Below are 21,392 nucleotides of genomic sequence, written 5' to 3'. Positions count from 1 at the left end.
CGGTGTGCTGGCCTCTTATGGGGTGATGGCCACACTGGCAAGGAGATGGGTATGGGTGATCATGATGCCGGCTGTGCGGCGAGCACTTTTCGCGACCTCGTTCCGACGGCGAGGGCGTGGGCGTGGGCGTGACTGACCGCTCCTGGGCGAGCGCGCAGCTCATCGAGGCCGCGCAGGCCGGTGATCGCGAGTCGATCACCGCCGTGATCCACGGTGCTCATTCTCACGTGCGGCGCTTCTCGATGCATCTTTGCGCGTCCCCACAGGACGCCGAAGACGCCGCACAGGAAGCGTTGATCATCCTCTACCGGAAGATCGGCTCACTCCGCGCCACCGGGGCACTGGCATCGTGGATGTTCCGCATCGTCCGGAATGAGTGCCTGCGCCGCGCGCGGCTGCTGTTCGATCACGACGAAGAGGGCGGCGCCACCGTGGTGACCTCGGCCGAGGACGAGGTCATCCGGCGTCTGGACGCCGAACTCGTCGCGCAGGCGATCAGGGAGTTGCCAGATGTCCAGCGCAGAGTACTGATCATGCGGGATGTACTGGGCTACCCAGGTCGAAGGGTTGCCGAGGCACTTGGCCTGAGTAACGCCGCGATGAAGTCCCAGCTGCACCGGGCCCGCAACAGGCTCCGGCTCAGCCTGGGCGGCATGACCGGCCCTACCGGGGGTCCGTACGACCCCGGAACCACCAGTGCCTGACCTGAGCCGACCGCATTCCACAACCCGAGTCCGAAGAGGAAGTTCCGCCATGCTCACAACCGGATCGCCCGCCCCCGACGTAGTGCTGGAGGACACCGACGGCCTGACCGTCCGCCTGTCCGACTACCGGGGCAGTCATGCCGTGCTGATCTATTTCATGCGGTCGACGTCGTGCCCGGTCTGCAACAGACACGTCCAAGATCTCATTCGTCGCCGCGACGAGTTCGCGGCTGACGACGTCCGGGTGTTCGTCGCCGTTCCTGAGGAGCGTCAAGAAGCGGCCGCGTGGAAGGCCAAGCGCCAGGTGCCCTTCCCTGTCCTCATAGGGCGCCGCGGCACCCCGCACGAGATGATCGGCCTGAGCAGAAAGGTCTTCGGCTCGTTGCAGCAGTCAGGCGACATCCTCATTGATTCCCAGGGCATCATCCGCCATGCTCACGGCGCCACCATGCCCACCAGCGGCTATGACAAGAAAGGGATCATCGCCGCTGTCCGGGGTCTCCGCGCTCACGCATGACCTTGTACTCCGGTGACACTTTGCGATCATGGCTGGGATCTGCGCTGGTAGTGGCAGCGTCGAGCGGTGGCTCGATGGCTGCGGTGCCACCGTGACCAGTGCAGGACCTGGTCTGTGGTGCGGGGACGGGCAGCCTCGGACCTGGTAGTGGTCGAGAATCGGGGCGTGACCTGCGTCTTCAGGTGAGAAATTCCTCACTGCTCGATCCGTCAACGGCCGGTGGCGCCCACGAGACCGCTGGGCAGCGGGACGCGGTCAGCCGCACAGTCGCACGCGATAAACCCGGCGACATCGGTGGTCATCCCCGCGATAATGGCCGACGTGGAGGAGGTCGAGGTCGTCGTCGCCCATAACGAGCGCGCGACCCTGCGCGTCGGCGACGTGTTCCTGAAGATCGACGCTGATCAGACGCGCACCGACGTCGAGGTCGAGGCGATGGCCATGGCGCCGATCCCGACTCCGGAGGTCCTGTGGCGGAAGCCGCCCGTGCTCGCGCTCGCCGCCCTCCCCGGCACGGCACTCGGCCGTCTCGGCGAGCCGTCGACCGCGTCGTCGGCGGCGTGGGCCGCGGCGGGTGCCGCCGCACGGATGCTGCACGACGCGCCACTGCCGCCATGGCCCGGTCGGAGCATCGACGAGATCGCCTCGCACCTCGACGGCGAATGCGAGTGGCTCGTCACGAACGGCGTTCTTCCCACCGACCTGGTCACGCGCAACCGCCGGGTTGCCGAGGCTGCGCTCCGGCCGTGGACACCGGTGTTCACGCACGGCGACCTGCAGATCACCCACGTGTTCGTCGACGGTGACGAGATCACCGGCGTGATCGACTGGTCCGAGGCGAGCCAGGGCGATGCCCTGTTCGACCTCGCCACCTTGACGCTCGGACATGAGGAGCACCTTGGCGACGTCGTCGCCGGCTACGGCACCGACGTCGACCTCGACGTGATCCGCGCGTGGTGGTCGCTGCGAAGCCTGCTGGTGGTCCGCTGGCTGATCGAGCACGGCTTCGACCCGTCCTCGCCAGGCTGCGAGGTCGACGTGCTGAGATCCCGGATGTGAGGCTGCACGAGCCCGACGGCCACGAGTGCCGTTCTTGCCGCATCAGCGGGCCACCTCCTGAAGCGCGTCGTCTTCCGGACCGACGAGGTCATGGTCCTCGAAGACCCGGGCAGCCGGTCTGCGACATCGGAAGCCGAAGCACGACTCGAGTCCAAGATGCGCCTCAGCTGAGGACCAGCAAACTGCCTCGAACAGACCCAGGATGAAAAAAGCCTCACCGGAGCATCAGGGGTGGTAAGACCATTCATGCCAACATCCTGGCCAACGGTCGGCCTGTTACCTCACGAGACCGTTCGGTTCTCCAGCTCGTCCAGGAATCGCTCCACGATGCCGGTATGCCGTACGTCCTCCAATGACTCCCCGATGATGCGGCCCGCCAGGTCGGTCGACAGACGGCCGATCTCCGTGCGGACTTGGGCGAACGCCGCCTTTCTGTCGGCCTCGATCTGGGCGTGCGCCGTCCCGATGAGGTGGCGAGCCTCGGCCTGTGCCTGCGCGCGGAGCTCAGCCCTGATCCGCGCGCCCTGCTCGCGGGCCTCCTCCCGTAGCAGCGCCGCGTCGCGCCGGGCCTCTTCCAGCTGCTTGTGGTATTGCCGCTCCAGATTCCGGGCCTCGGCTCGAGCCTTCTCTGCCCTCATGATTCCGCCGTCAATCGCGTCGGCCCGCTCGGCCAGCGTCTTCTGTAAGCGCGGTACGAGCACTTTGCCGATGACGAACAGAGTGATGAGGAACACGACGAGTCCGATAACGGGCTCGTAGTAGTTGTCCGGGAAGAGGGGGTTCACGAATGAACCTTTCGTCAGCGTGGTTGTCAGTAGGCCTCACGCGCAGCGAATTGCCGACGTACGTCGAGGTCAGCACCAGAAGAGCACATGTAAAACTAAATTAACATCTCGAAGGTGTTGAAGATGGCGTTACGATCACTCCACAGCCATGCTGGAGCCACCGGTATCCTCACTGCCCGCTTACAGCGAGAATCAATCCAAGAGACAGCGAGCGAAGTGACCGACCCGGGGGCCGCCCAATATTTGGCAGTAATCCGTCGGAGGTTGGCGGGTTCAACCTTTCGCGGCCGGAGGTCACAGCGCCGGCGCGGGGCGCGCGGCCTCGGGGGCGCTGCGGACGCGTGACCGGCAGGGCCGCCGATCCGCTTCCGGCTGCTCAACCAGCCCGAGCTCGACGACCGGCAGAAAGACCTGGTCGGCACGGAACTTCGCCCTCCCCTGCGCGCAGCCGCCCGAGGGGATCGCCGAGTCGACGTGACGCAGCCGCACCTGGCACGCGGGACACATCGGTCCTGCCACGGGCTCCCCGTCGCCACAGTCGACTGCCCTGCGGGTATGGGCAGGTCGAACGGCACACCCACCGGCGCCATCTGCGCTTGAGACGACTCCTGATATCCATATCGCTATTACGAGTTGCTACATATCGATATTGGACATCCCTGGATAGTTTCTGATCTTCTCTTCGGCATGACACAACGTTTCCGGCCGCGACTGGGGGTCGCGACATTGACCGCTTCTGCGCTGCTGTGCGGCCCCGCCCAGGTGGCGGGTGCCGTCACCGGCGAGACGAGTGCCTCCAGCGTCGCCGCCCGGACAGGGAGCAACGCCCCTTCCGGCTTCGACCTGAACAATGCGCTGCGGGAACTGGAGAAGTCCTACGACGGGCGTATCGGCGCGGTGGGCATCGACCTGGGGACCGGTAGAACGGTCGGCTACCGGGCCGGCGAGCGTTTCCCGTTCAACTCCATGTTCAAGGTGTTCGCGTGCTCGGCAGTGTTGCACAAAGCGCGCACCAGCGACCCCGGACTGATGGACAAAGTGGTTCGCTGGGAGCCTGCCGAGATGGCCGGGCTGACCGCGAACTCCCCAGAGACCACCGAATACACCGACACCGGCATGACACCTGCACAGCTGTGCCGCGCCGGGATCACCAAATCCGACGGCTTCGCGGGCAACACGCTGCTGAAGCAGATCGGCGGGCCGCGCGGGCTGACCGAGTTCTTCCGCGCCACCGGTGATCGGACGAGTCGTCTGGACCGACCGGAGCCCACGCTGACGGAGTGGAAGCCCGGTGAACTGCGCGACACCACCACCCCCGCGGCGGCCGCACAGACCTTCACCAAGCTCACCACCAGTAAGACCCTCCACCCTCGCGACCGAGCGCGACTGGTGGGCTGGCTGAAGGCCAGCCTCACCGGCGCCAACCGGATCCGGGCGGGACTCCCCAAGGACTGGACGGTCGGCGACAAGACCGGCACCGGCGGCGCGAGCAACTACGGCACCGCCAACGACCTGGCGATCGTCTGGGCGCCAGGGTCTGACGCGGCGATGATCCTGTCGGTGTTCACCAACCGCAACACCGACAACACCCCGCATGACGACAAGGTGATCGCCTCCACCGCGACCGCGCTGGCCAAAGCCCTCGGCAGGCTCTGACCGGCCACGACGGCGCCTTCGCCAGCCTGCCCCTGGTCGGTGTGCCGGCACTGCTGGTCGCGGTGCTACTGCTGCTGCCCGGCTGCTGGCCGCGGCCCGCGAATCCCAGGCTGAAGCGGTCCGCCGCGCCCGCACGCGAGAACCTCCACCGGCCCAGCCTGCCGCCCGCCCCGCCCGCACACCACCTGCGCACGCGACCAGCACGCGACCTTCGACGGGTGTCGCACGGCCTCAGGAGCCGACCGCCCAGGCACGCATGATCGTCTGGACGACGCCGGCCCCCGAGCCGTCGCCGGCCGTCGCGCGGAGCGAGACGTGGCCCGCGCGCGGGTTGGCCACCAGCGCGATCCATTCCTCGCCGGTGCGTACGACGGGCACCGCGCGCCACGTGATGCCGTCGTCCACGGAGACCTCCATCGCGAGTTTGTCCACGGCAGGCTCAGGCGCGCCCGGATTGTGCTCCACCCGGATCGGCACCCTGGTGACCGAGTTCGCTTCGCGCCCGGTTGGCCTCGTCGAGCCCGGCGGGCGCGAAGCGAACCGCCATCAGCGCAAGCGCCTGCGGCTCGTCCGTGTGCCGCGAGCGGAACGACCACACCGACTTCACCGCGGTGGATAGCGCGCCGGGCCGCTTGACGACGGCGGTCAGCGTGTAGGCCGTGGGTTCGGGCGGCAGCATCGCGGTGAGCGTGCACCCTTCGTCCAGCGTGCATCCGGCGAGCGGCGCCCGCGTCACGACCGTCTCCTCACGGGCCAGCGTCAGCTCACCGGTGGCGGCGGCGTCCATGCCGGTGCGCCCTGCCCCGCCGTCGGCGAACAGCCGCGCCGCGTCGAACCACAACTCGTCCCCCGTACGGCCGGCGCCGGACGTGGCGAACGACGGACCGGCCACCGCGCCGTTCCACACCTCCCGGGCGACCTGGGGCGCGACCCCGGAGACGGCCTGCCAGGAGCCGTTCTCGACGAGGGACATCCACCGCAGCCCCGGGGTGCGGTGATGGGTCAGTGTGCCGGGCAGCGACACGCCGACGGGTACCTCCGCCCATGGCTGGGCGCCCTCGAACGCCTGCACGCCCACGAGGACCTCCGCGTTCTGCGCCGTCCCCGCCGCCCGGTAGGTCGAGACGGTCCGGGTCAGTTCCTTGACCCTCCCCGCATATCTGGGGTCCTCGGGCAGGCCGCCCTCGCGGCGGTCGACGAGGTCGTAGCGGTGGCCCGGCCTGGACCACACGCTCCTGCTCATGTATGACAGGCCCGCCTGCCGGACGGGAAGGAGCTGGTAGCGCGTACCGGGAGACTCGAAGGGCAGCATGGTGATGGACCAGGTGCCGTTCGACAGCTGCTGCTCCAGGCTGTCCGCCTGCACGGCCGCGGGATCGTCGAGCGTGAAGCGGATCTCCTTGCCCTCGCGGGCGTCCAGGGTGAGTTCGACGTCGTCGGTCAGGCTCACCGGGCGGTGCGCGAGGGTGTCCAGGCCGGGTTCGCTCAGGCTCGCGTAGACATTCCACTCGCCCTTGGTCAGATGTAGCGGCCCGCTGCTCCCGTCGATGTCCAGCCAGCGTTCCTCGCCGGTCGCCAGGTTGTAGATCACGCCGAAGCCGCTGGTCGATGCCCCGTCCGAGCCCACGGTCTCGATGGACAGGTCGTACGACTCCGGCTCGAACCAGGCGTTCACGAGCGTGCGCACGGTCTGCCCGCCGCCCGTGGCGGTGACGACGCCCGGATGGTCGCCCGGCGCCTTCCCGGTGGCGTCGAGCGTCAGCGTGAGCTCGGCCTGCCCGTGCGCCGGTACCGCGAGCTTGTCCACCGGCAGCTTCAGCACCTCGCCTCCGGCCTTGAGGTCCAGCGTGACCAGGCTGTCGGAGTCGTTGCGGTAGGTGACCTTTCGCGTGATCACCCGGCTGGCAGCGCCCCACAGGTGGGCGGAGGACACGCTGACGGGCTCGGCCGTGACCGTGCGCTCGGTGGCGTTCACCAGGTCGACGCGCCCGCCGCCCTCGTCGAAGAGGCCGCCGCTGCCGGGTGTGGCCGATTCGACCAGCGCCGCCTTGATCCGCTCGCCGTTCCAGTCGGGGTGTTGCTGGGCGATGATGGCGGCGGCCCCCGCGACGTGCGGTGCCGCCATGGAGGTCCCGCTGTGCGCGATGTGACCGCCGCCGACGTTGGCGGCCATGATGTCGGTTCCCGGCGCGGTGATGTCCGGTTTGACCGCATGGTCGAACGAGCGCGGGCCGCGGCTGGAGAAGTCGGCCGGCCGGCCTTCGCGGTCCACCGCCCCCACGGTGAGCGCCGCGTCCGCACTGCCCGGCGAGTTCACGGTGCCGGAACCGCCGCCGTTGCCCGAAGCGATCACGAAGAGCGTGCCCGTGGTGGCCGACAACCTGTTCACGGCCAGCTCGACCGGGTCGAGGCCGGGAGTGTCAGCAGCGCCGATGCTGAGATTGACCACCTTGGCCCCGGCCTCGCCCGCGGCCCACTCCATCCCGACGATGATCGCCGAGAACGTGGCTCCGGACCGGTTGCCGACCTTCCCGAAGGCGAGCTCGGCCCCGGGCGCCACTCCGCGGTACTTCTCCCCGGCCCCGGCGACGATCGAGGCCACATGGGTGCCGTGGCCGACCTCGTCGCCGTCGGGGTCGCCGGTGAAGTTCCGGTACTTGGTCACCACGTCCTTCAGGTCGGGGTGGGTGGCGTCGTAGCCGGAGTCGAGCACCGCCACCGTGACGCCCTTGCCGGTCAGCCCTTTCTGCCAGACCTGGGGCGCGCCGATCTGCTTGACGCTCTGGTCCAGCGCGTACGGCACGAGCGCGTCCAGCCAGATCTTGCCCGGCAGCGCGCGGGCCGAGGTCAGCTGCTTCCAGGTCTGGGCGGCGAGGTCCTTGCGGATGCCGCCCGCCGTCAGGCCCAGATCGGCGAAGCCGCGCGCCTGCCTGGCGCCCGCGGGCAGGCTCGACTGGGTGATGATCGGGATGTCGGGGCGGTCAGCGTCACCGTACCTGGAGGCGAGCAGCCCGGTCACGTCGAAGAGCCGCTCGTCGAGGACGCCGCGGGCGATCAGCGGGGCGGCGTCGGACGGGACGACGATCAGGTGACCGTCACGTTCGCGTGCCGTGAAGCGCACCCGCCGCCCCTGCGCGGGCTCGACGCGATGGCCGGAGCCGCTCACCACGACCTTGTCGCCGGTCAGCAGCGTCACCGTTCCCGCGGCCTGGGCACCAGATCCCCCGGCGGCAACCGGGGGGACGCCTAAGAGCGCCAGCGAGAGCAGAACTCTGATCATGCTCATGCCTTTCCGAGCTCGTCACTCGTCACTCGTCACGAGGGGTGCCGCTCGCGCGTCGCGAGCGGCACCCCCGGGAGCGCTGCGTCAGACGAGCTTGTGGTAGATCCGGGACGGGATCGCCTGGGCCGCGCCCTCCCGGCCGAACTCCTGGTAGACCCGCGACGTGATCTCCATGGCCTTGGAGGAGTAGGCGGGGTAGAAGTCCTTACCGCACTCCAGGTCCTTCAGCGCCGCCTGGATCTCCTTGTCCAGGTACGGCCTGGCCTCCGCGGGCTTCAGGTTCGGCCGGAAGATGACGCTCTTGCCCTTGGGCGCCTTGGGCAGCTCGCCCTTCCACGCCTTCTTGGCGACGTCCGAAGCCTGCCGCACGATCTTCGTGTGGCTCAGACCGTCCAGCGCCGTCGGCTCGGTCCGGCTGACGCCCAGGCACGCGGCGAACTGCTTGCCCAGCTGGACGAGCTGCCTGTCCTGGTCGAGGACGCTCAACGACTTCCGCACCGCCGCTTCGAGCTGGTCGTAGTAGTCCTCCTGGGAGGTGACGGTCTTGCCCAGCACCTCCTTGACCGCCTGGGAGAAGCAGGACTGGTCGGCGGCGCGCCACTTCTTCAGCCGGCCGGCCGAGAGCGACATCAGCATCTTGTTGTTCGGGTTCTCGTGCTGGACGGGGTTGACGACCTTGTCCTTCGGATAGACGTTCGGGGACCAGACGCCGAAGCCGTACCTGGCCCGGTACGCCCGCAGCGCCTCCAGGTCACCCGCGAGCCGCTCCTGCTCCCCGGGCTGCCACGTGTACCGAGGCTCCGGCGAGGCCACATAGTCCAGGCCCCGCTCCGTCATGCAGGCGACGCGCTTGGCCTCCAGCTGCGTCTGCTTCTCGTACGCGGCGGCGTCCCCCGACGGCGGCGAGGTGAGAGCGCCGAACGAGCCGGCGAGCAGGGTGACCGTGACCACCTTGGCGATGAACATGGATGTTCTCCTTCTTCCTTCGGGGCATGCCGGATCTCGATCTGAGGGCATGCGAAACAGAACTCACGGCCGGAAAGGCCGGATCAGGGGGAAAGTCTCAGCAGGGGATCTTCATGCGGGACGCCTTCGGCGACACCTCGGGCAAGCTGGGCGCGAGATCGACGGCGAGCACGGCGGTGCCGGTCGCCGTGCCCTTCTTCGCGGTGTACTCGCCGCCGGAGGACACCTTCACCTTGCGGTCCCTGGTGTTCACCGTGCGCTCGCCCAGATAGCGGTAGGTCTTCCGATCGAAGATCAGCTCGGACCGGGTGCCGTCGCCCTCGTCCATGGCGACGGCCAGGCCGGGGCGGCCGGCGGCGTCCACGGCGTCACCGATGAGCTCCATGCCGTCCAGCCCAGCGGCGACCTGGTACAGCGCGGCGCCCAGGCTGGGCCGTACCACGGACTCGCGGACCAGGTTCTGGAGGGAGCGCCAGATGCGCAGCGGTTCCTCCCCCGTGTCGGCCACGATCTTCGCGCGTACCCGGGCGGGGTCCGTCGGCCAGGCGCCCAGCCGCGCGTACGCCGGCTGTCCGGGACAGGCTCCCGGCTCGGACACGATGTCCTCGACGCCGCGGTCCCAGTACTTCCGGGGCGCCGGTCCCGTGGCCGACAGGTTCTGGCTGCGGCTCAGCCAGGGCTTGCCCACGTCGGCGGCCTCCCAGCGCTCCTCGCTGACCAGCACCTTGGTGTAGAGCGTCCGGCCCGACTCGTCCTTGGTGTACAGGCTGTGCTGGGCCAGCATCCTGGTGTGGACGTACTGGCCGCGGGCCGGCACCGGGTCGGGTCGGCCCGCGGCGGCCCGCGCGGCCAGGGTGAGCAGCGCCTGAGCGTCGGCCGGAGGGGCAGCGATCAGGTATCCGGGGGTACGCGGATCGGAGCCACCCAGGCTCACCTGGGTGACGACGATTCCGCCGGTGAGCATCACCGCCATGACGCCGACCAGGGCGACGCGCCGGATCGGCGGCGCGGCCGGCCACCTGCGGCGCGGACGGTGCGACCGTGACGCCTGTGCCCCGCGGGCCAAGCGCAGGAGGCGCTCACGCCCCTTCGCCGCCGCCTCCCGCGTGGGCTCGGGCTCCGCGAACACGGCCTCGATCAGCTTCAGCTCGTCCATCACCATTCCCCGATCGGGTTGACGTCGCCCAGTGTCTTGCGCAGCTTCTTGCGTGCCCTGTTGATCCGGGACGCGACGGTACCCGCCGGTATGTCCAAGGCGGTGGCGATCTCCTCGTAGCCCAGCCCGCCGAACACGAGCAGGAACACCACGTCGCGATCGCCCTTCGCCAGGCCCTTCAGCCCCCGTACGAGCTCCGGCCGGCTGGCCTGCGCCGCGAGCTGCGAGGTCACCCGGTCCTCGTGCCCGTCGGCGGAGTCCTCAGCCGCGATCTTGCTGAGCGCGTTCAGGCGGCGGCCCTCCCTGCGGCGGTGCCGGGCCACGACATTCGTGGCGATGCCGAATAACCACGACCGCACGGTGCCCCGCTGCGGGTCGAAGCCGCGCCTGCCGTCGAACGCGAGCAGGAAGGCGTCCGCGACCAGGTCCTCGGCCTGCTCGCTGCCGAGCCGGGCGGCCAGATATCGGTAGACCTCCTTGAAGTACCGGTCGTACAGGAGGGCGAAAAGCTCGGGATTGTCCAGCGACTGCTCGACCACTGTGACGTCTTCCATCACATCGTTGGCGTCAGGTGGTGCAGTCATGGCGTCCTTCCGAAGGCAACTGTCGCCCAGTGTTCGCCGCTCGGCAGGTTTTCTTCACGCCAATTTCCGGCACGCCTTCGCAACGACCTGGCGAGAACGCGCCCTCAACGCGGAGGACGCGCTGAAGGCCGCCCACACCGAAATGAGATGTGGCAGCCACAGACCATGATCGGGCAACCCTCGTCCGCGTCGACGCACGTGCGATGCACCAGGCCGTAAAGGCGGGGCATCGAAGAGACCAGCAACCCGAACAAGCTCATCCGGCTACGCGGCCCAATCCACGCCGGCGCCACATGGCCCGCACCCCGCCCCGGCGTCAGTCAGGCCCCCGGCGTCACATTCGCCTGCGCGGCGATCCGCACATGCAGCGGCTCCGTAGTCCCGAGCCCGGACGGCACCTTGACCCCGAACTGCACCCAGCCCCCTGCAGTCGAACGGCACCAGGCAGGAGCCATCCCCACCGGCAGCCCTTCCCCGATCGGATCCTCATCCAGCCACCCCACGGCAGCCACCACCGTCTCCTTGGTCCCCCCAGACCACGTGACGCTGACGGTGCTGTCCTTGAGGTTGTCCCCGCGAACCTCCACCCCGTCCTGGATGTCGCGCGGCCGCCGGATGGCGTCCACGGCGATCGGCCGCTGCCAGCCCTCGCCGATCTCGTCCTCAAGCGACGGATCCCCACAGGGGCAGCAGGCCAGCTCGCCGCGTCACGCCAGTGGTGGAACCGGGGTGCCGCCCACGATCAGCACCGTGTCTTGCGCCTCAGCCCCACCCGCGAAATCCGCTGGATGGCGCGATGCCTTCCGACCACGCGCCGGTGCCGCCCAGGGCGTCCACCTGATCCAGCCACGCCACCTGATCCCTGAACCGCGACCAGATGGCCCGCCGGGCGGGCTTCTTGCACCGGTTGAACGTCGATTGCCCGTTCGACCCGACGACGAGCGAGCCCGTAGCAGGTGGCAGCCTGAGGGGGTGGTTGGGCCGCGCGGGGTCAGCCGCCGTGCACGGTGAGGGCGTAGCCCTCGGGGCCGGAGAAGGTGAACATCCGGCCGAAGGGCCCGTCCTGCGGTGCGCTGAGGATGGGGATGCCCGCGGCGGCGATGCGGTCGTGCACGGCCTGGGCGTCGTCGGCGGCGAGCCAGAGAGCGACGCCGAGGCCGGGCCGTCCGCTGTCGAGGTCGACGCCGGGCAGCGGCTCACGGACGGCGAACGGGATCGGCTGGGTGGCGAACACCACGGCGTGCGGAGGCGCGACCGGCGCCCGGGTCAGGCCGAGGTGCTGCTCGAAGAAGGCGGCGGCCGCTTCGACGTCGCGCACCTGCAGGGCGAGGAAGTCGGGACCGGTGATCGTGGCGGTCATGCAGTGCTCCCAGGTGGACTGGAACCGAGTCCTGATGTCAGGACTTTGACATATCTGACGGTATGCGCAACCCGCCGCCTATGTCAAAATACTGACATGAGAGAGAGGGAAAGGCCCGTCCCACCACACGAGGTCGCAGGCATCACCGAGCACGTGGGGTACCGGCTCAAGCGGGCCGCCGCGGCGCTGCGCGGCGCGATGGACCAGACACTGCGCGAGCACGGCCTGACCGTGCCCCAGTACTCATGCCTGGAACTACTCGACGAGCGACCCGGGATCTCCGGCTCGGAACTCGCCCGAGGGACCTTCGTCACCCGCCAGTCCTCCAGCGTGGTGCTGCGGGGCCTGCAGGAGGGCGGCCTGGTCACCAGGCCCGCCGCCGCCGACCACGGCCGAGTCCTGCCGGTGCACCTCACAAAGGAAGGACTGCGCCGCCTGGAGGCTGCGCGCACGGCGGTCTACGCGGTCGAGCGGCGCATGCTCGAAGCGATCCCCGCCCACCGCCTGGACGCCCTGCTCACCGACCTCGACCACATGGCGGCCGCCCTCGGCGAGGAATGAACGGCCCGGCTGCGACCGGCACCCGCGAGCAGGAATCGGAGTCCTTGATCCCGAGATTGGCGTAGACGACGGGGTTGCCGACCGCGACCCGCGAAGGCACACGGGGTGGAGGCGTTGGCGCCGTCTTCGGCAGCGTGCTCGAACAGCACGGCGACACGGGGGGTACCTGCAGGCCGCCGTCACTTTCGGCGACGACGACCCGCCGCTCGCCGCACACACGGGACCGCATACGCGCAGACGAGGCCGGGGCCCGAGGAACATCTGTGCCAGATCGTGCGCAAAGCGCGCCAAAGGGGCAATAAGTTGATCTTGAAGCCGTGAGGGGTATCGCCGAGGTGGGCCCAAGAGGGACCACGGGATGATCTTGCTCCATGATTGATCAGCAGAATTCTGGTGTGCGCGGTGGCTGGCTGGCCCGCTTCCTTGAGCGTCGGCGGGACGCTCGTCGCAAGCGGGGACCGCGGCGGTTGTCGTGGGCTGAGGCAGCGGAGCGGGCCGCTGAAGATCTGAGCGGCGTGGACTGGCGAGACCGGCCGCCAGCCCGTCAGAGTCGGAGGCTGCCCCGCGAGGAGGCCGCCGAACGCGCCGCCGACTACTTGGAAGGCCGGTAGGCCAAGCCCCTGTCCTCCTCGCCGCGGTCGCTACGGGAGACCGGCCCCCACAGCAGGTCACGGTTCTGCCGGTAGGGGTGGCTGCCGAGGAACACCTCGCGGGGCACGGCTGTCGGCGGGCGCCGCTGCTGGCTTGCATCGGTGGCCTGCCGCCTTCAACGCCCCCTTTCCCCTCCCGCACCAAGCCGCAGGTTCCCGGCGATCACCGAAGCCGCTCCTTGCCATCCGCGCCGTCCCGCTATAACCTGACGATCGTAAGCTGAACGATCGTAATTCAATGACACAGGGAGTCTGTGATGGCGACACATCGGCCGGTAGCACTCGTAACGGGGGCGTCATCGGGGATCGGTAACGCAACCGCTCGCGCCTTCGTCACAGCCGGGTTCGAGGTGATCGGAACCGGACGGAACACCTCGGGACTCACCCCGCCCGCCGGTGTGACCTTCCTCGACCTCGACGTGACCAGTGACGAATCCGTCACCGCCGCCGTCCAGGAAGTGATCGAACGGTTCGGACGGATCGACGTCCTCGTCAACAACGCCGGTCTCGGCTCGGCCGGCGCCGCCGAGGAGAACTCCGTCGCCCAGGCCCAGAGCCTCTTCAACCTCAACTTCTTCGGTCACGTCCGCATGACGAAGGCCGTCCTGCCGCACATGCGCGCCCAGGGTCGTGGACGCATCGTCAACCTCTCGTCCGTCCTCGGCGTCATCCCACAGCCCTACATGGCCCTCTACGTCGCCGCGAAGCACGCCATCGAGGGCTACTCAGAGTCCCTGGACCACGAGGTCCGCGAGCACGGCGTCCGCGTCCTGCTCGTCGAGCCCGGCTACACCCGGACCGCCTTCGATGCCAATGCCGCGCAGCCCGACACCCCGCTGCCGCTGTATGCGGAGCGGCGACGTGTCTTCGACGAAGTGGTCGCTGCGGCGATGAAGACCGGCGACGACCCCGCCGTCGTCGCCAAGGAGATCGTCACGGCAGCCACCGCCCCGAAGCCGAGGCTGCGCTACACCGCCGGACCGCTCGCCTCACGCATCACCACCGCGCGACGCCTCGTCCCCGCCGGGATCTTCGACAAGCAGATCCGCAGATTCAACCGGATGCCCGGCTGACGTCGCACCCGGCCCATCGACCTGCAGTGCGCGCGAGAAGGGCGTTCAGCTCTGACCTGACGAGGAGTATCACCATGGGAATCAGCTCGGAAGCACAGCAGTTCGCGCAGTTCCTCGAAAGCGTGCCCGCGAAGGCGTCGACACCGGGACTCGATCTGGCCGTCGCCCGCGACATCGTCGACACACATGCTTCAGCATCGACCGAGCCGGAAGGCGTCACCTACGCCGACGTGGACGCTTCGCCGGCACCTCGGTAGCTGATGTGGAAGCTGCCTGGACATGCGCATCGTCCGCCGAAAGGCAACCGAGAAGATCACTCAAAGGGATGGCTGATATGAAGGCATTCGTCGTCGAGAAGTACGGCAAGGACGGCCTACGCGCCGCAGACGTTCCCGAGCCCACCGTCGGGGACGGCGACGTCCTGGTCCGAGTGAGCGCCACCAGCATCAACCCGCTGGACAAAATGGTCCGCAACGGGGAGTTCAAACGACTCCTGAAGTACAAGCTTCCGTTCGTGCTCGGCCACGACGTCGCCGGCATCGTGACGCAGGTCGGGTCGGCCGTGCGCGACTTGACAGTCGGCGACGAGGTCTACGCACGTCCCCGCGACCTGCGGATCGGAGGCTTCGCCGAGTACATTGCGATTGACCAGGACGACGTCTCGCCCAAGCCGGAGTCACTCACCCTCCGCGAGGCGGCCGCGGTGCCGCTGGTGGCCTTGACCGCCTGGCAGATCCTCGTCGACCGCGCCCACGTGATGCCGGGTCAGAAGGTGCTCATCCACGCCGGTGCCGGTGGCCTCGGATCGACGGTCATCCAGCTCGCCAAGCACCTCGGTGCCACGGTGGCGACGACCACGAACTCCCGCACCGAGAAGTTGGTCAGGAGCCTCGGCGCCGACATCGTCGTCGACTACGCCAAGGAGGATTTCTCGCAGGTGCTGTCCGGCTACGACCTGGTGCTGGACTCCCTCGGCGGGGCGAACCTCGAGAAGTCGCTGACTGTGCTGAAGCCGGGCGGCCTGGCCATCGGTGTCGTCGGCCCGCCGGACGTCGGGTTCGCCAGGCAACTCGACGCCCCGTCGTTCATGGGCGTGGTCATGACCGCGCTCAGCCGCAAGGTGCGCAAGCAGGCCAAGGCCCTGGGTGTGCGCTATCAGTTCTCTTTCATGCAGGCCAGCGGCGCCCAGCTCCGTGAACTCGGCACCCTGTACGACAACGGACAGCTCCGCCCGGTCATCGACCGAACGTTCCCCTTCGACCAGACGCTCAAGGCGATGGCGTACGTCGAGCAGGGCCGTACCACGGCCGGAAAGGTCGTGATCTCGATGGCGCCCGACAACGACTGAATCGGGCCGGCTGCAGAGAAGGCGTGTCGGTACTCCAAGACACCGTCAGCACACCATTGGAGTACGTTCACAATCCAATACGATGGCGAAGCGCAGGCGACCCTTCCGGCGCACAAAGGAGCGAGCGCGTGGCGCGTTACGGGAAAGAGCACAAGCAGGCGACGAGGCAGCGGATCATCGAGACCGCCGGCCGCCGGTTCAAGCGGGACGGTATCGACGGCTCGGGCATCTCGACGCTGATGGCGGACGCCGGACTGACCAACGGCGCCTTCTACACCCATTTCGCATCCAAGGACGACCTCGTGGCCACCGCAGTCGCGGACCAGTTGCGCGCCCAGTACGCGAACGTCATCGAGCAGGCGGCCCCCGGCATCGCCGGAGTCGAGCAGATCGTACGGCGGTATCTGTCGCCCCAGCACCGCGACAGTCCCGACGACGGCTGCCCCTCCGCGGCACTCCTCGATGAGATCGGGCGCTGCGCGGACGAGACCAAGCAGGCGTACACCGACGGCGTGCTCGCCGTCATCGACGGTATCGCCGCTCGCCTGGCGCCCGCCGATCCGCGCTCGGTGCACACGAGGATCCTCAGCGTCTACGCCATGATGGTCGGGACGCTGCAGCTCTCCCGCGCCCTGGCCGACCGGCGACTCTCCGACGAACTCCTCGAAGAGGGCATCCACAACGCCCTCACTCTGCTCAGCGCACAGGAGTCCCGCTGAGAACCTGAATCGGAAGGCTCGTACACGCATGCTCAGGCGTGGAGTGGGCCGGGGCTTGTCGCCGGCGGGAGGAGAGCTGGCGCCCCGCGCCGCAGGGGGTGGCCTGATGCCCACAGGCACGAAGGTCGGGAGTGTCTCACGCACGCGTACGAGGAGATCGAGCGCATCCTGAACCCACCCAGGCATCCGCGGACGGGGAAGTTCGAGTGGACGGGGGACGCGGCGAAACGGCTGGTGGGCTGGCGGGTGGAGACTCCTCGGTCGGTTCAGGAGAAGGTGGAGGCGGTCTACGACTGAGCAGGTGGCCGCGCGGGTGGCGACAGACTTCCTGCGCCGGCCCCGATCCTCGTCTTTCAGGCGGCCTGGCCAAGGCCGGCAGCGGTCAGGTCGTGCTCGCGCAGCGGGGTGAAATCCACGTCCAACTTCGGGTCGTACGCCTCCGGCTGGATGCCGAGTTCATGCGTGCTGTACTCGCCGAACCGGTTGATGTGCTCGGTCAGGTACGGCGAGATGTGGGCAACTCTTCCGGCTCAATCGTCCAGCCCTCTGCCGGCAGCTGGCGGACGATCTCGGCGATGTCCAGGGCGTTGTGAAAAATGACCGCGTTCGTGAGCAGAGCGTCGCCGCGGTCACCCAACGGCGCAGCGGGGCATCCGACTCCCTGACGGAGATGGCCACCCGCATCAGGTGCCAGAACTGGGACTCGATCAGGTCCCAGTCGATGACGTTCTTGCTCGGCTCGCCGAACAGCGCATCGATGTGCACGTACTCGGTCTCCTTCGACGGCCGATAGAAGGTCGGCCCTTCCAGTTCCTGATCCTGGGCATCAGGTCGAAGCCCAGCAGGTGCGCGAGCGCGAACACCGGCTGGGACTGGCCCTGGGCGTCGGCGTGCACGGTGGTCAGCCTCACCTCGGAGGTGTTCTTCAGCAGGCCCTCGATTTGTGCGCGCACGCGGCCGCCGACCCATCCAGAGACTCGCGCAACGCCGAGGCCAGGGCTGCGATGGTGAACAAGGCAGGGGTCGGGACCCTGCCGGTTTCGATCTTGCGCAGCGTCTCGGCGGAAACTCCTGCCGCGGCGGCCTCCGCCATGCTCCGGCTGCCGCATACCTGCCGCAGCAGCGAGCCGAACCGCTCGCCGCGTTCCCGTTCCCCACCATGACCGTGATACTAATACCGGTATAAGTATTGGACCCGATTGAGACGGAGACAGCACATGGTGGAGATCAAGACCGATGCCGCGATGGACGCGATGCGAGAAGCCGGACGCGTGGTGGCCCACGCCCTGGCCGCAGTCCAAAAAGCAGCCGGCGTCGGAGTGTCCCTGCAGGAACTCGACGAGGCGGCCCGCGAGGTTCTGGCCGAGGCGGGGGCCGGTTCCCCATTCCTCGGGTACCGGCCGTCCTTCGCCCCGGTCCCCTTCCCCGCCGTGATCTGCACCTCCGTCAACGACGCCGTGTCGCACGGCATCCCCACCAGCTACCGACTGCGCGACGGCGACCTGGTGAGCATCGACTGCGGCGCCCAGCTCGACGGCTGGGCCGGCGACGCGGCCATCACCTTCACCGTCGGAACTCCACGCCCCAAGGACCTCCACCTGATCGACGCCACCCAACAGGCCCTCGACGCCGGCATCGCTGCCGCTCAGGTCGGCAGCCGCATCGGCGACATCTCCCACGCCATCGACACCGTCGCCCGCAAAGCGGGCTGCGGCATGCCCGCCGACTTCGGCGGCCACGGCATCGGCCGCCGCATGCACGAAGACCCCCACGTCCCCAACCGCGGACGCCCCGGCCGCGGCTTCCCCCTCCGCCACGGCCTGGTCCTCGCCATCGAACCCATGCTCATGGCCGGCGGGCAGAACACCTACCGCACCGGCACCGACGGCTGGACCCTGCACACCACCGACGGCAGCCGGGCCGCCCACATCGAGCACACCGTCGCCATCACCGACCAGGGCCCCCGCATTCTGACCCTGCCTTGACCTTCGCGCCGCCCATCCGGCACGAATGACGTCGTAGGCGCGGACGGCTCCGGTGTGGATGGAGCCGATGACCCGCAGGATGTCCTCCCAAGACCGCTCGATCCGCGCGAGGTCCATTTCAGGGAAGCCGGCACGGCGGGCCTCACCTGCTCCCACACCTCGCCGCCCAGCAGCTTCTTTCCGCCGCTCAATCCCCCAGGTCAAAGCGCCAAACAGCCCACCGAACCCTCAGCACACGATCTGACACGGATGTTCCTCAGCCCCAGGCCGCCCGCCCCGTCAGGACGGAGCGGGCGGCGTGCTTTCGGAGCGCTGTCAGCGAAGGTTGAACGCGCGGAGCGTGGCGGCCTGCAAACGACATGCCTCCATCGCCCGCAGACCGCCCACCTCAGGCGTCGTCTCCTTGTCCAGCGACGGAGATCAGACGCCGAACGCCGCCGGATAGCGGATGGTACCGGTCGGCACGGACACGTTCGGGTCGAAGACAAGCGCCATCATGTACTTGTCCTCCACCTCGAAAGGCGGCCGGATGGCGTAGCCGGAGGCCGGGGTGAAACCGAAACGCGGATAGTACTCGGCGTGACCGAGCACGAGCACGAGGTTCTCCCCCTGCTCACGCGCCGCCTGCAGCCCCGCGCGGATGGCGGCCGAACCGGCACCCGACCGCTGGTACTCAGGCCTGACGGCGCACGGGCCCAGGGTGAGCGCCGCAGAGCCGTCGACGTGACAGCGCGTGAACAGCGCGAATCCGGCAATGGAGCCGTCAGGGGCCTCGGTGACCCAGGACAGGCCGGGAATCCACGCCTGCGAGTCGGCGCGCAGGGCCTCGACCAGGTCGGCCTCGTGAGAGGTGGGGAAGGCGGCGAGGTTGACCTCGCGGATCTGGGCGAGGTCGGCGGCGGTCTCGGGACGAGTGATCCAGGAGGTGGTCATGGGAGTGCTCAAATCCGTTTCTGTGCTCGCCTGCGGGCGCAGGACGTAACCGGTGTACTGGTAGTCCGCGCCATGTTCACGACGCAGGATGATCTCTTGCAGGGTGGCCGCGACCGCCTCACGCATCCCGGGCACGGTCAAGTCGGCCGCGCCGGCTCGTTCGGAAAGCGGCGTGTAGTACTCCCCGAACCAGTCGCTGTCGGGAAGCGGGTACGACGCGACGACGTCATATCCGGCATCGCGCGCTGCGGCCGCGTTCCGGGCCTGGGTGCGCAGCCGGTAGTGCCGCTCCCAGAACACCTGTGCCTCGACGGACGGGGAATCGGCGGTCCACTCGCATTCGGTGACGACCAGCGTGCCACCAGGGGCGAGCAGCCGCCGCCAGGAGTGCAGCGCGGTGTCGAAACCGATGTTGTAGACGGATCCTTCGGCCCAGATCAGGTCGAAGCTCCCATCAGGAAAGGGCAGATCCGCCATCGACGCCTCGACCGTGCGAATGGCGTGGCCGACGCCCCGGGCAGCGGCGGCGCGCGTCAGCTCGTCCAGGAACGGCCGATGCACGTCGACCGCGGTGACCTCGGCGGCGACCTCCTGTGCCAGCAGCAGCGAGGCCCGGCCCGGCCCGCAGCCGATGTCCAGCACACGCGGACGCGGCGGAAGCGGCCCGGCCATGGCCAGCAGGCGACGGGTGGTCGCGTCGGAGCCGGGACCCTGGCGGGGCAGGCCATGGTGCAGGGCGAAGAACGCCGCCACGCCGGGGTCGGTGATCGGATCGGGCGAGGCGCCGCGAACGTCGGATGCCGTTCCTTGCGGCACACGGGCAGGCGCGGAGCCGCGCCCGCCCGGCGGGACGCGGTCGGTCATGACTGCTGGTCCCTGAACTTGTAGGTCGCGCGCAGATGGGTGGTGATGGCCTTCTGCCGGTTGGTCCGCTCGCCGCGCAGCCGGGCATCGGTGCGCGAGGCCGCCCACGCGTTCTCGCGCAACAGCTTGCGATAACTGTTGAGACGGCGTTCGGTCAACTCACCCGCCCGGATGGCGGCCTGGACGGCGCAACCCGGTTCGGTGTCGTGGCCGCAGTCACCGAAGCGGCAGTCCTCGCTGAGGCGTTCGATCTCGGCGAAGACCTGTTCCAGACCGTCGGCGGCGTCGTAGAGGCTGATCCCGCGCAGGCCGGGCGTGTCGATGAGGACACCGCCACCGGGAAGGGGAACCAGCTCGCGGCGGACGGTGGTGTGGCGACCCTTTCCGTCCTGCGCCCGCACCTCGCCGGTGGCCAGCACCTCGTCACCGAGCAACGCGTTGCCGAGACTGGACTTGCCCGCGCCCGAAGGGCCGAGCAGGACCGTGGTGCCGTTCAGCAAGGCGGTCAGCACATCGATGTTCTGACCGGTGGTCACGCTGGTGACCAGGATGTCCACGCCCGGTGCCAGCGCACTCGCCTCAGCGTGCACGGCGGCGGCGTCGGCGGCCAGATCCGCCTTGGTCAACACGATCAGCGGCCGGGCGCCGCTGTCCCACGCCAGCGCCAGCAGCCGCTCCAGCCGGGCCGCGTCCAGCGCGACGGTGAGAGAGACGGCGATGACGACGGTATCGACGTTGGCCGCGAGAAGCTGCCCGTGGGAGGACCGGGAGGCGGACGAACGCACGATCGTGCTACTACGCGGCAGCAGGGCCACCAGTTCCGGAGCGGGCCCCGGGCGCAGCGCCGCCCAGTCGCCGGTGCAGGGCGCCAGGAGCGGATCGGGCGAGTACAGCGCCGTGAGCCCGGCACGCACCGGGCCGGACTCGGTGACCGCGTCGCACAGGCCGCGGTCCACACGCGCGATCCGCGCCGGCACCAGGCCGGCCTCGCGGTGTTCGGCGAAGTCGTTGTCGAGTGTTTCGGTCCATCCGTACCGGGACAGGCCGAGGTTGGATGGATCCCTGAAGAGGTTTTGCAACGTGAGACACCTTGCGGGAAGGGGCCCCGACGAGACGCAGACACCACCCTGCCGGGTGAGCCGAACGACTCACGGCAAGGGGAAGAAGTGGGTCAGACCGGGGCCCGGGA

Annotated in this window: 23 protein-coding genes and 1 pseudogene; 11 read left to right on the top strand and 13 right to left on the bottom strand. The window is 68.9% G+C overall.

Annotated elements, in window-relative coordinates; all coding sequences use genetic code 11:
• Nucleotides 1-122: 122 nt before the first annotated feature.
• The 3 genes from FHU36_RS17940 (at nucleotide 123) to FHU36_RS17930 (ending at nucleotide 2,280) form a co-directional block, all read left to right on the top strand.
• Nucleotides 123-704, top strand: coding sequence for an RNA polymerase sigma factor (locus FHU36_RS17940; protein ID WP_312891670.1), 582 nt, complete (start codon nucleotides 123-125; stop codon nucleotides 702-704).
• A gap of 49 nt (nucleotides 705-753) precedes the next feature.
• The gene (locus tag FHU36_RS17935) at nucleotides 754-1,221 is read left to right on the top strand and encodes a peroxiredoxin family protein (RefSeq protein WP_185085122.1); all 468 of its coding nucleotides are present in this window, start codon (nucleotides 754-756) and stop codon (nucleotides 1,219-1,221) included.
• A 321-nt stretch (nucleotides 1,222-1,542) separates the two neighbouring features.
• Nucleotides 1,543-2,280 carry a phosphotransferase family protein gene (locus FHU36_RS17930; RefSeq protein ID WP_185085121.1) on the top strand — a complete coding sequence of 246 codons (738 nt, stop codon included), beginning with the start codon at nucleotides 1,543-1,545 and terminating at the stop codon, nucleotides 2,278-2,280.
• Between the two features lie 281 nt (nucleotides 2,281-2,561).
• Here the strand turns inward: FHU36_RS17930 and FHU36_RS17925 are convergent, their stop codons facing one another.
• Nucleotides 2,562-3,065: a F0F1 ATP synthase subunit B gene (locus tag FHU36_RS17925; RefSeq protein ID WP_312891669.1), complete on the bottom strand. Its 504-nt coding sequence runs from the start codon at nucleotides 3,063-3,065 to the stop codon at nucleotides 2,562-2,564.
• Nucleotides 3,066-3,752: 687 nt separating this feature from the next.
• Here FHU36_RS17925 and bla point away from each other — a divergent pair.
• On the top strand, nucleotides 3,753-4,721 hold the full coding sequence (gene bla / locus FHU36_RS17920; RefSeq protein ID WP_185085120.1) for a class A beta-lactamase: 969 nt from the start codon (nucleotides 3,753-3,755) through the stop codon (nucleotides 4,719-4,721).
• 231 nt (nucleotides 4,722-4,952) lie between these two features.
• Here the strand turns inward: bla and FHU36_RS17915 are convergent, their stop codons facing one another.
• From FHU36_RS17915 to FHU36_RS17885, 7 genes are all read right to left on the bottom strand, one after another.
• A complete protein-coding gene (locus FHU36_RS17915; protein ID WP_185085119.1) occupies nucleotides 4,953-5,126 on the bottom strand; it encodes a hypothetical protein in 174 nt (57 codons plus the stop codon).
• A 34-nt stretch (nucleotides 5,127-5,160) separates the two neighbouring features.
• Complete coding sequence (locus tag FHU36_RS17910; RefSeq protein WP_185085118.1) at nucleotides 5,161-8,001, bottom strand: S8 family serine peptidase; 2,841 nt, start codon at nucleotides 7,999-8,001, stop codon at nucleotides 5,161-5,163.
• A gap of 87 nt (nucleotides 8,002-8,088) precedes the next feature.
• A complete protein-coding gene (locus FHU36_RS17905) occupies nucleotides 8,089-8,970 on the bottom strand; it encodes a hypothetical protein (protein WP_185085117.1) in 882 nt (293 codons plus the stop codon).
• 97 nt (nucleotides 8,971-9,067) lie between these two features.
• Complete coding sequence (locus FHU36_RS17900; protein ID WP_185085116.1) at nucleotides 9,068-10,126, bottom strand: CU044_5270 family protein; 1,059 nt, start codon at nucleotides 10,124-10,126, stop codon at nucleotides 9,068-9,070.
• Nucleotides 10,126-10,710, bottom strand: a complete 585-nt coding sequence (locus tag FHU36_RS17895; RefSeq protein WP_246502487.1) for an RNA polymerase sigma factor — start codon at nucleotides 10,708-10,710, stop codon at nucleotides 10,126-10,128. The genes FHU36_RS17900 and FHU36_RS17895 overlap by 1 nt, the downstream gene beginning before the upstream one ends.
• Nucleotides 10,711-11,030: 320 nt before the next feature.
• The gene (locus tag FHU36_RS17890) at nucleotides 11,031-11,336 is read right to left on the bottom strand and encodes a hypothetical protein (RefSeq protein ID WP_185085115.1); all 306 of its coding nucleotides are present in this window, start codon (nucleotides 11,334-11,336) and stop codon (nucleotides 11,031-11,033) included.
• 365 nt (nucleotides 11,337-11,701) lie between these two features.
• Nucleotides 11,702-12,070 (bottom strand): VOC family protein, encoded by a 369-nt coding sequence (locus tag FHU36_RS17885; protein ID WP_185085114.1) that lies wholly within the window; start codon nucleotides 12,068-12,070, stop codon nucleotides 11,702-11,704.
• Nucleotides 12,071-12,166: 96 nt separating this feature from the next.
• On the opposite strand from FHU36_RS17885, the gene FHU36_RS17880 reads away from it, so the two are divergent.
• The 6 genes from FHU36_RS17880 (at nucleotide 12,167) to FHU36_RS46830 (ending at nucleotide 16,718) form a co-directional block, all read left to right on the top strand.
• Entirely contained in the window at nucleotides 12,167-12,631 is a 465-nt protein-coding gene (locus FHU36_RS17880; RefSeq protein WP_221496416.1) for a MarR family winged helix-turn-helix transcriptional regulator, read from the top strand.
• A gap of 907 nt (nucleotides 12,632-13,538) precedes the next feature.
• The gene (locus tag FHU36_RS17875; protein ID WP_185085113.1) at nucleotides 13,539-14,354 is read left to right on the top strand and encodes an oxidoreductase; all 816 of its coding nucleotides are present in this window, start codon (nucleotides 13,539-13,541) and stop codon (nucleotides 14,352-14,354) included.
• Nucleotides 14,355-14,428: 74 nt separating this feature from the next.
• Nucleotides 14,429-14,611: a hypothetical protein gene (locus FHU36_RS17870; RefSeq protein WP_221496415.1), complete on the top strand. Its 183-nt coding sequence runs from the start codon at nucleotides 14,429-14,431 to the stop codon at nucleotides 14,609-14,611.
• A 77-nt stretch (nucleotides 14,612-14,688) separates the two neighbouring features.
• Nucleotides 14,689-15,702, top strand: coding sequence for an NADP-dependent oxidoreductase (locus FHU36_RS17865; RefSeq protein ID WP_185085112.1), 1,014 nt, complete (start codon nucleotides 14,689-14,691; stop codon nucleotides 15,700-15,702).
• A gap of 128 nt (nucleotides 15,703-15,830) precedes the next feature.
• The gene (locus FHU36_RS17860) at nucleotides 15,831-16,421 is read left to right on the top strand and encodes a TetR/AcrR family transcriptional regulator (RefSeq protein WP_185085111.1); all 591 of its coding nucleotides are present in this window, start codon (nucleotides 15,831-15,833) and stop codon (nucleotides 16,419-16,421) included.
• A gap of 156 nt (nucleotides 16,422-16,577) precedes the next feature.
• Nucleotides 16,578-16,718 (top strand): DUF6192 family protein, encoded by a 141-nt coding sequence (locus FHU36_RS46830; RefSeq protein WP_376774169.1) that lies wholly within the window; start codon nucleotides 16,578-16,580, stop codon nucleotides 16,716-16,718.
• Nucleotides 16,719-17,128: 410 nt separating this feature from the next.
• On the opposite strand, the gene FHU36_RS46375 is transcribed toward FHU36_RS46830, so the two are convergent.
• Both FHU36_RS46375 and FHU36_RS17850 read right to left on the bottom strand, forming a co-directional pair.
• Nucleotides 17,129-17,317, bottom strand: coding sequence for a Tn3 family transposase (locus tag FHU36_RS46375; RefSeq protein ID WP_376774168.1), 189 nt, complete (start codon nucleotides 17,315-17,317; stop codon nucleotides 17,129-17,131).
• A 29-nt stretch (nucleotides 17,318-17,346) separates the two neighbouring features.
• On the bottom strand, nucleotides 17,347-17,541 hold the full coding sequence (locus FHU36_RS17850) for a helix-turn-helix domain-containing protein (RefSeq protein ID WP_281394377.1): 195 nt from the start codon (nucleotides 17,539-17,541) through the stop codon (nucleotides 17,347-17,349).
• Between the two features lie 97 nt (nucleotides 17,542-17,638).
• Here FHU36_RS17850 and map point away from each other — a divergent pair, with 97 nt between their 5' ends.
• Entirely contained in the window at nucleotides 17,639-18,406 is a 768-nt protein-coding gene (gene map / locus FHU36_RS17845) for a type I methionyl aminopeptidase (protein WP_185085109.1), read from the top strand.
• A 420-nt stretch (nucleotides 18,407-18,826) separates the two neighbouring features.
• Here map and FHU36_RS44510 read toward each other — a convergent pair whose 3' ends face one another.
• From FHU36_RS44510 to rsgA, 3 genes and pseudogenes are all read right to left on the bottom strand, one after another.
• Nucleotides 18,827-19,339: a GNAT family N-acetyltransferase gene (locus FHU36_RS44510; RefSeq protein ID WP_246502651.1), complete on the bottom strand. Its 513-nt coding sequence runs from the start codon at nucleotides 19,337-19,339 to the stop codon at nucleotides 18,827-18,829.
• Nucleotides 19,340-19,567: 228 nt separating this feature from the next.
• Nucleotides 19,568-20,203, bottom strand: a pseudogene (locus FHU36_RS44505) (class I SAM-dependent methyltransferase); the annotation flags it as partial.
• A complete protein-coding gene (gene rsgA, locus FHU36_RS17830; RefSeq protein WP_185085107.1) occupies nucleotides 20,200-21,282 on the bottom strand; it encodes a ribosome small subunit-dependent GTPase A in 1,083 nt (360 codons plus the stop codon). The gene rsgA and the pseudogene FHU36_RS44505, both read right to left, overlap by 4 nt.
• Nucleotides 21,283-21,392: the final 110 nt, after the last annotated feature.

The sequence above is a fragment of the Nonomuraea muscovyensis genome (assembly GCF_014207745.1).
Classification (GTDB): Bacteria; Actinomycetota; Actinomycetes; order Streptosporangiales; family Streptosporangiaceae; genus Nonomuraea; species Nonomuraea muscovyensis.
This window is presented reverse-complemented; position numbering and strand designations above follow the sequence as displayed.

What these genes read in the sequence shown, in the direction of transcription:
- FHU36_RS17875 (WP_185085113.1), top strand. Translation starts at nt 13,539, where the DNA reads ATGGCGACACATCGGCCGGTAGCACTCGTAACGGGGGCGTCATCGGGG.
- FHU36_RS17895 (WP_246502487.1), bottom strand. Translation starts at nt 10,710, where the DNA reads ATGACTGCACCACCTGACGCCAACGATGTGATGGAAGACGTCACAGTG.
- FHU36_RS17935 (WP_185085122.1), top strand. Translation starts at nt 754, where the DNA reads ATGCTCACAACCGGATCGCCCGCCCCCGACGTAGTGCTGGAGGACACC.
- FHU36_RS44510 (WP_246502651.1), bottom strand. Translation starts at nt 19,339, where the DNA reads ATGACCACCTCCTGGATCACTCGTCCCGAGACCGCCGCCGACCTCGCC.
- FHU36_RS17905 (WP_185085117.1), bottom strand. Translation starts at nt 8,970, where the DNA reads ATGTTCATCGCCAAGGTGGTCACGGTCACCCTGCTCGCCGGCTCGTTC.
- map (WP_185085109.1), top strand. Translation starts at nt 17,639, where the DNA reads ATGGTGGAGATCAAGACCGATGCCGCGATGGACGCGATGCGAGAAGCC.
- FHU36_RS17900 (WP_185085116.1), bottom strand. Translation starts at nt 10,126, where the DNA reads ATGGACGAGCTGAAGCTGATCGAGGCCGTGTTCGCGGAGCCCGAGCCC.
- FHU36_RS17880 (WP_221496416.1), top strand. Translation starts at nt 12,167, where the DNA reads ATGAGAGAGAGGGAAAGGCCCGTCCCACCACACGAGGTCGCAGGCATC.
- FHU36_RS17865 (WP_185085112.1), top strand. Translation starts at nt 14,689, where the DNA reads ATGAAGGCATTCGTCGTCGAGAAGTACGGCAAGGACGGCCTACGCGCC.
- bla (WP_185085120.1), top strand. Translation starts at nt 3,753, where the DNA reads ATGACACAACGTTTCCGGCCGCGACTGGGGGTCGCGACATTGACCGCT.
- FHU36_RS17885 (WP_185085114.1), bottom strand. Translation starts at nt 12,070, where the DNA reads ATGACCGCCACGATCACCGGTCCCGACTTCCTCGCCCTGCAGGTGCGC.
- FHU36_RS17870 (WP_221496415.1), top strand. Translation starts at nt 14,429, where the DNA reads ATGGGAATCAGCTCGGAAGCACAGCAGTTCGCGCAGTTCCTCGAAAGC.
- FHU36_RS17910 (WP_185085118.1), bottom strand. Translation starts at nt 8,001, where the DNA reads ATGATCAGAGTTCTGCTCTCGCTGGCGCTCTTAGGCGTCCCCCCGGTT.